The 7,839-nt window shown below is 41.2% G+C and carries 7 protein-coding genes and 1 pseudogene; 7 read left to right on the forward strand and 1 reads right to left on the reverse strand.

Features of this window, described 5'->3' with window-relative positions; translation table 11 throughout:
• Positions 1–33: 33 nt before the first annotated feature.
• From DXA07_RS09930 to rpsI, 6 genes are all read left to right on the forward strand, one after another.
• Entirely contained in the window at positions 34–1,962 is a 1,929-nt protein-coding gene (locus DXA07_RS09930) for an energy-coupling factor transporter ATPase (RefSeq protein WP_118484440.1), read from the forward strand.
• A gap of 108 nt (positions 1,963–2,070) precedes the next feature.
• A complete protein-coding gene (locus tag DXA07_RS09935; RefSeq protein ID WP_118484441.1) occupies positions 2,071–2,871 on the forward strand; it encodes an energy-coupling factor transporter transmembrane component T in 801 nt (266 codons plus the stop codon).
• Positions 2,872–2,886: 15 nt separating this feature from the next.
• Entirely contained in the window at positions 2,887–3,624 is a 738-nt protein-coding gene (truA, locus tag DXA07_RS09940; protein WP_118484443.1) for a tRNA pseudouridine(38-40) synthase TruA, read from the forward strand.
• On the forward strand, positions 3,617–4,762 hold the full coding sequence (locus tag DXA07_RS09945; protein WP_118484445.1) for a glycoside hydrolase family 3 N-terminal domain-containing protein: 1,146 nt from the start codon (positions 3,617–3,619) through the stop codon (positions 4,760–4,762). The genes truA and DXA07_RS09945 overlap by 8 nt, the downstream gene beginning before the upstream one ends.
• Before the next feature lie 212 nt (positions 4,763–4,974).
• Positions 4,975–5,409, forward strand: coding sequence for a 50S ribosomal protein L13 (gene rplM / locus DXA07_RS09950; protein WP_008402709.1), 435 nt, complete (start codon positions 4,975–4,977; stop codon positions 5,407–5,409).
• 17 nt (positions 5,410–5,426) lie between these two features.
• A complete protein-coding gene (gene rpsI, locus DXA07_RS09955; protein ID WP_008402708.1) occupies positions 5,427–5,825 on the forward strand; it encodes a 30S ribosomal protein S9 in 399 nt (132 codons plus the stop codon).
• Between the two features lie 145 nt (positions 5,826–5,970).
• Here the strand turns inward: rpsI and DXA07_RS09960 are convergent, their stop codons facing one another.
• The gene (locus tag DXA07_RS09960; RefSeq protein WP_118484447.1) at positions 5,971–6,318 is read right to left on the reverse strand and encodes a hypothetical protein; all 348 of its coding nucleotides are present in this window, start codon (positions 6,316–6,318) and stop codon (positions 5,971–5,973) included.
• 168 nt (positions 6,319–6,486) lie between these two features.
• Here DXA07_RS09960 and DXA07_RS09970 point away from each other — a divergent pair.
• Positions 6,487–7,641, forward strand: a pseudogene (locus tag DXA07_RS09970) (plasmid recombination protein); the annotation flags it as partial.
• Positions 7,642–7,839 lie beyond the last annotated feature (198 nt).

The raw sequence follows: 7,839 nt of genomic DNA on the forward strand, positions 1-7,839 counted from the left end.
TTTGGCAGCTTTTTTATTTCTAGGAGCGTGTACATGAGTTTTATTCAGGTGAGAAAGCTTGGACATAAATTTAATATCAAGGACAAGGATGGAAATGTTACAGGTGAAAAATGGGCTGTGAAGGATATGGATTTTGATGCCCATAAGGGACAGATCATTGCCGTTCTTGGACGTAACGGTTCGGGAAAGTCAACATTTGCCAGACACCTGAATGGCTTATATGCACCAAATCAGGGAACGGTATGGATACAGGGAGATTCTGATGTATTAGATACGAGCCGGGAAGGTGATCTGCTGGCCATCCGTCGTGCAGTCGGGATGATCTTTCAGAATCCGGATAACCAAATGGTAGGAAATACGGTTGCGGAAGATGTAGGATTTGGTTTGGAAAATCTGGGCTTCCAGGCAGAGGAGATATGGGAGCGAATCAACGAAGTACTTCGATTGACAGGGATGGAGGCATATCTGGAACGAAATGTATCACATCTAAGCGGTGGACAGAAGCAAAGACTGGCAATCGCATCTGTGATGGCCATGTCACCGGAATGTATCGTTATGGATGAAGCAACTGCCATGCTCGATCCTGTGGGAAGCAGACAGATACTTGATACCTTATATCATTTGAACCGGGAGTTTGGCATCACGGTCATTATGATCACACATCGAATGGAGGAAACGGTTCGGGCAGATCAGATCTATGTAATGGATGATGGAAATGTAGAGTTGATTGGCGCACCATATGAGATTTATCCACAGGTAGAGAAGTTAGAGCAGCTTGGTCTTGACAGTTTATTGCCATATAAGCTGTTGCATGAGTTGAAAGTAGATTATTCCGATGATAAGAAATTTGTCAGAGATTCAGACGAAGACGCAAAAAGTGCGTTGGTTGATAGAAAAGAGGGGCTTTTGTCGGTACAGGATGCTGCGGACAGGATAAAGGCATGTTTGCGTGATGGAAAATCTTTTGTAAACAGACAAGAAGCAGCAGAACATTTTAATTCGGCGCAGAAAGATATATCGTCAAGTAAAAATGAGGATGGAATACATGAGGATATCCTTGATAATAGAAATAACATGGATAGAGAAGAACACAATGGTATGTTATTGGATGCCGGGATAAAAAAAGATATCTTGGTCGAGGCTGATAATCTGGAGTATTCTTATAAGGATGGTGCGGTACTGGTTCCTGCGGTAGAGCAGGTGTCATTTCAGATCAGAAAAGGAGAGATCCTTGCGGTGGCAGGACAGACCGGTTCTGGAAAAAGTACGCTGTTATATATGCTAAACGGTATTTATCGTCCGATGGGAGGAACACTTAAGGTTGATGGAATTGATGTAGGAAAGACGAAGAATCTGAAAGAATTACGGAAGAAGATTGGATTTGTGTTTCAGTATCCGGAGTATCAGTTATTTGAAAGTACGGTGTTAGCGGATGTAATGTATGGCGCATTGAACTTCGGCATGTCGAAAGCAGAAGCAGAACAGGCGGCAAGGGAAGCATTGGCACTTGTGAATATATCAGAGGAATATTTTGAATATTCTCCGTTTGACCTTTCAGGCGGACAGAAGAAGAGAGTAGCGCTTGCAGGAATCCTCGCATATAAGCCGGAGATTCTTATTCTCGATGAGCCGGTTGCAGGCATGGACCCGAAATCCAAACGGGAATTATTTGCACTGATCCACAGGCTGCATGAAGAACGGAATATAACTGTGATCTTCGTATCACACGACATGAAGGATGTGTATGAGATTGCAGATCGTATTCTGGTTATGGGACAGGGAAAGCTGGTCTATGATGGAGCTGTAGAGCAGGCATTTGGAACGCCGGAGATGGTAGAAAAACTGGGCTTGGAGATGCCGGAAATGGCGATGTTCAGGGAGGCATTACTGCCGGAGATAAGACTCACAGCAAGAAGCATGGCGGGCGTGATTGAGGAACTTAGTGGGCTAAAGAATATATAAGAAGAGATATAAAATTAATGAAGCTATAGAGATTGATGGTGACATTTCAAAAACATGAACACAGCATGAGAAAGTGGATAGTTATCAGATAATATAGAGGAAAGAAGCATGGTAAGAGACATTACGATCGGACAATATTATAATACCAGATCACCGATTCACGAGCTGGATGCCAGAACAAAACTGGTGCTCACGATCGTATATGCGGTTACGATCTTCTGGTGCAGGGATTTGTGGACTTTTCTTGCTGCAACAGCATTTCTTATTGTGTATGTAGCATTAAGCCGTGTCCCGTTATCTTTTATCTGCCGGGGACTTAAGGTTGTCTTGGCATTTATATTATTTACAGCATTTTTCAGTCTGTTTAATGGTGACGGAAGGGTTCTGGTCAGCATCTGGAGATTTCATATCACGACCGGCAGCTTAAAGACGACCGGAATTGTAGTATTTCGTTTCGTGTATCTGATCATTGGTTCATCGATCATGACATATACAACGCTTCCATTGGCACTCACGGCAGGTTTAGAGAAACTGTTTGGATTTCTGAAGATCTTTCGTGTTCCGGTATCGGATATGGCATTGATGCTTTCAATCACGCTTCGATTTATTCCGACCCTTATGGAAGAACTGGACAAAATTATGAAAGCACAGCTTTCGCGTGGAGCCGATTTTGAAAATGGAAATATTTTCAAACGGATACGAAGTTATACCCAGATATTTATTCCGTTATTTGCATCTGCGATCCGACGTGCAACCGATCTGGCATATGCGATGGACGCCAGATGTTATCACGGAAGCGAATGCCGTACCAGCATGAAACCGTTGAGATATAGTAAAAAAGATGCATTTGCATATGGTCTGCTGGTGGTATATGTGGTAGGATTGATTTTGATGAAGATATTTTTATAACAGGAAACCGGGAAAATGAAACGAGTAAAATTAATAGTAGCCTATGATGGTACGAACTATCATGGCTGGCAGGTACAGGACAATGGAATAACGATAGAGGAAGTGCTAAACCGGACGATCAGCGAACTGGTGCAGGAAGATATCAAGGTGATCGGAGCCAGCAGGACAGATGCTGGTGTACATGCCTGTGGAAATGTGGCAGTATTTGACACTGAATCCCGGATACCGGGGGATAAGTTTTCCTTTGCATTAAATCAGCGGCTTCCGGAGGATATCCGGATTCAGGAATCCTGCGAGGTGGATGCGGACTTTCATCCAAGGTATGCAGATACAGTGAAAACTTATGAATATAATATATTGAATCGGCGGTTTGAATTGCCGTCAAAACGGTTATATGCGGCATTTTGCTATTATCCGATGGATATAGAGCGGATGAATCAGGCGGCTGCTTATCTGGTTGGTGAGCATGATTTTAAGAGCTTCTGTTCGGCAGGCGCACAAGTACAGACGACGGTTCGGACGATATATGCAGTAAATGTGACGAAAGAGGATGACATGGTTCATATCAGGATCACGGGAAATGGTTTCTTATATAACATGGTAAGGATCATTGCAGGAACTCTGATGCAGGTCGGAACCGGACTGATGGAGCCTGAACAGGTGAAGGGGATCCTGGAAGCGAGAGACCGGAGCAAGGCAGGACCGACCGCAGTTGCGAAAGGCTTGACACTGGTGGAGATCCGATATGAATAAAAGAATCGTTTGTATATGTATGGGTGTGCTTTTATGTCTGACTATTATATGTACGGACACAGGCACAGATGTACATGCCAGATATTATGAAGATAATGACAAATATATAGAACAACGTGTAGCTGACAGGATGAAGAAAATGAGCTGGGAGGAGAAGATAGCCCAGATGATCCTTGTGAAGGCTCCTGCTAAAAATGCAGCAAATATCCAGAAGCAATATCAGTTTGGCGGATATGTTTTGTTTGGGGAAGATTTTGCAAACAGTACTCCTGATACATTACGAAACAGAATTTATGGAATTCAAAAGGCGTCAAAGATTCCGATGTTGATTGCAGTGGATGAAGAAGGCGGAACTGTTGTAAGGGCATCCAGATACCGCCAGTTCCGATCCACGTCATATGCATCACCGAGAGCGGTTTTTTCTGCAGGTGGATGGAATGGCATTGTAAAAGACACGAAGAATAAAGCAAAATTTCTGAAAAAGCTTGGAATCAATACAAATCTTGCACCGGTTGCTGATGTTGCATATGACTCGGGTAACTTCATTTATAATAGAAGTTTTTCTACAAATGCAGCGGATACTTCCAGATATATCAATCTTGTGGTGAATAACATGAAACAGGAGGATATGATCAGCTCATTAAAACATTTTCCGGGCTATGGAAATAATGGAGATACGCATACGAATCTGATTCATGATTACCGAAGTTATAACAGTTTTAAAAAACGTGATCTGAAGCCATTTCAGGCGGGAATCCGGTCGGGATGTGATATGATTATGGTAAGCCATAATATTGTACATTGTTTTGATTCTAAAAATCCGGCATCTATATCACCGAAGGTAAACAAATACATTAGAAATACAATGGGATTTAAAGGTGTGATCGTTACGGATTCGTTGTCGATGGCAGGAGTACGGAGCTTTACCGGAAGTGAGGGTGAGAGTGCTGTCAGAGCAGTTCAGGCAGGAGACGATCTTCTCTGCACGGAGCATTATAAAGAAACATATCAGGCATTGCTTCGGGCTTACAAGACAAAACGGATATCGAAAAAACGGATCAATGCATCTGTCAAAAGAATTCTCATGATGAAATACCGCCGTGGTCTGAACGGAAGATTTGCGGTCAGACGCAGATAGCATATTTGAATGCGAAATGGCAGATGAATGCTGAAAAATAAAGAAAAACGCCTGAAAAAATAAAGAAAGTTTATTGACACACACGGATGAGTATTGTATAATGTCCAAATGTGTGAAGTTTAAAGATACGGTGTGAACCAATGCCCCGGTAAACAACGTATTTGAGGATATACCATATTAATATTTTAGAAAATAATTTAGGAGGTACCACGATGAAGAGCTTTATGGCAAGCCCATCAACAATAGAAAGAAAGTGGTATGTAGTTGACGCTACAGGACATACTTTAGGACGCTTATCATCAGAGATAGCAAGCATTTTAAGAGGAAAGAATAAGCCAACATTTACACCACATATCGATACAGGTGATTATGTAATAGTAGTAAACGCAGACAAGATCAAGGTTACTGGTAAGAAGATGGATCAGAAGATCTACTACAACCACTCAGATTATGTAGGCGGAATGAAAGAGACTACATTAAAAGAGAAGATGGCTAAGAAGCCAGAGGATGTTATCCGTTTAGCAGTTAAGGGAATGCTTCCAAAGGGACCACTTGGAAGAGACATGATTACAAAGCTTTATGTATACGCTGGACCTGATCATAAGCAGCAGGCTCAGAAGCCAGAAGTTTTAGAGATTAAGTACTAAGAAGGAGGATATCATCAATGGCTAAAACAACTAAGTTCTATGGAACAGGAAGAAGAAAAAGCAGTATCGCCAGAGTTTATATCGCTCCAGGTACTGGTAAGATCACAATCAACAAGAAAGATATGGACGAGTACTTCGGACTTGATACACTGAAAGTTATCGTTAAGCAGCCATTAGTTGCTACAGGTACAGATGGTAAGTTCGACGTTATGGTTAACGTAAAGGGCGGCGGCTTCACAGGTCAGGCCGGTGCTATCAGACATGGTATTTCAAGAGCATTACTTGAGGCTGATTCAGAAGAATACAGACCAATCCTCAAGAAGGCCGGATACCTTACAAGAGATCCTCGTATGAAGGAAAGAAAGAAGTACGGCTTAAAGGCAGCTCGTCGTGCTCCACAGTTCTCAAAGAGATAAGGAACAATTATATTCAATATTTCAAGAACCCGCAGGAATCAAGTATTTCTGCGGGCTTTCTTTATTTTGTATAGGAGCAGAAACACCCCTAAAACACATCAGAAATTAATTACTAGTAACGTACTAGTAACACACTAGTAACACTCTACAAGGTGTCTTGTGCAAGACTTTTGTTGTCTTGTGCAAGACATTTTCTGATGTCCAGTTTTGTCTTGCAATGAACTGTTCTTCCATCTTTGAATATGACATCATATCCATCATGGGTGTTCCCTTTGATGGTCAAAATCTTTTCTCTGGATTTTTCTGCAAGCTGCATATTATCAAATATACTTTCCTGATCTTTATTTACCAAAAACAGGAAATATTTATTCATGGACATTCCTTTGCCCGCTGCAAGGTCTTTGATGACCTGTTTCATTCCCTTTGGAACTGAAAAATTGATTCTTTCATAATGGTCTGCATTGAACTGGTTCTTGTATTTCGTTCTATTCATTCAGATCACCTTCGTTCATATCAAGTTGATTGCTTCCAGTTTAGATGGAAGGTCAATATGGGTATACACAATTTCTGTTACACCCTGTCCTTTGTGACCAACTATTTTTCTAATGATTCTTTCATCAACTCCGGCAGCGGTCAGAAGTGATACACATATCACAAAGAATTCGATGAGGCATTAGAAGAATATAATAAAAAGCAGACACGACCTGACCGACGGATAGAAGATTATTTTGAACATGTCGCTGGTAAGGAGCAGGATATGGCGGTAGAGATAATCATTCAGATAGGTGACAGGGAGTTCTGGAAACAGTATGATGATATGAAGTCATATATAAAGCTATCGTATGAGATAATATTGGGTGAACTAATAAAGAAACTTCCACAATTTGTTGTGGCAAATGCAGTAGTTCATCTTGACGAGGATAGTCCTCATATGCATATAGTGGGAGTTCCAGTAGCAGATGGATATAAAAAGGGACTTAGCAAGCAGGTATCAAAGAGGAAAGTGTTTACAAAAGAAGTGCTTTCGCAAGTGTTGCAGGACGAGCTAAGGGAGGTAGCGAATAAAGAAGTGAATGACTGGTTTTGGAAACAGATAAAAGAAAAGTCGAAAGGTCGCAATCATGATTTGACAGTTGCGGAATATAAAGTAGCACAGGAAACGGAGCATTTGGAACAGATACAGGAACAGGTGAATGATGCGGATATTAAGTTGTTTGCTTCACAAATTGCTTATAGGGAATTGGAGCGTAGACAGACTAAGGGACTTAATGAAAAGCGTTCAGAACTTCAATCGGTAAGACAAGAGATTGCAAGCGTGACGGACAAGGCAAATGAAGCAGTAGAATTGCTTGGTAAGATCAATGCATTTGTATCATCATTCAGATTATTCGCTCCGACAATAGAAGAATATGCTAATCATGTTGAAGCAGATAAGATTATAGAAGCAGGAAACTCGTTCAGAGGAATATTTTATGAAATAGGAAAGCTGCTGGAGACATTTAAAGAACTGATAAAAGAAGGATTATGCTGGTTTCCAAGGCTTATGAGGTGGAAAACTTCTAAGGGTAAAGTAGCTCCGGTATTCATAGAGAAAAGCAATGGATATTCATATTCGGTGTATGAATATATGAATGTGGAGACTAGGGAATATTATAGCAAAGAAACAATCCAGTGGGAGATTAAGGCTGGTAACAGGACAGGAACAGTAGAACAGATGGATGCTAATGTTGAGGCTATGGCTAGGGATTTGCAGGAGATATTGAGGATTGGCGCGGAGCAGGAGAGATTGTGGGAGGTGTATGAGAGCAGGCAATAATTTTGTTTCAAAGGACAACTGTGAGTTGAGAGATTTTCACAGTTGTTTTTTTATGATAAATAAAAGAACACATGTTTATGAAAACTTCTTGTAGGTTTGTCAAACATATGTTACACAGATGCCAGATAATCCTTTAGTACCTGATTTGGAGATTTCCATCCTAATGGACGCATAGGAAAGTTGTTATAATCCCTGCGA

Source organism: Clostridium sp. AM54-37XD (genome assembly GCF_003478225.1).
GTDB lineage: Bacteria > Bacillota > Clostridia > Lachnospirales > Lachnospiraceae > Coprococcus > Coprococcus ammoniilyticus.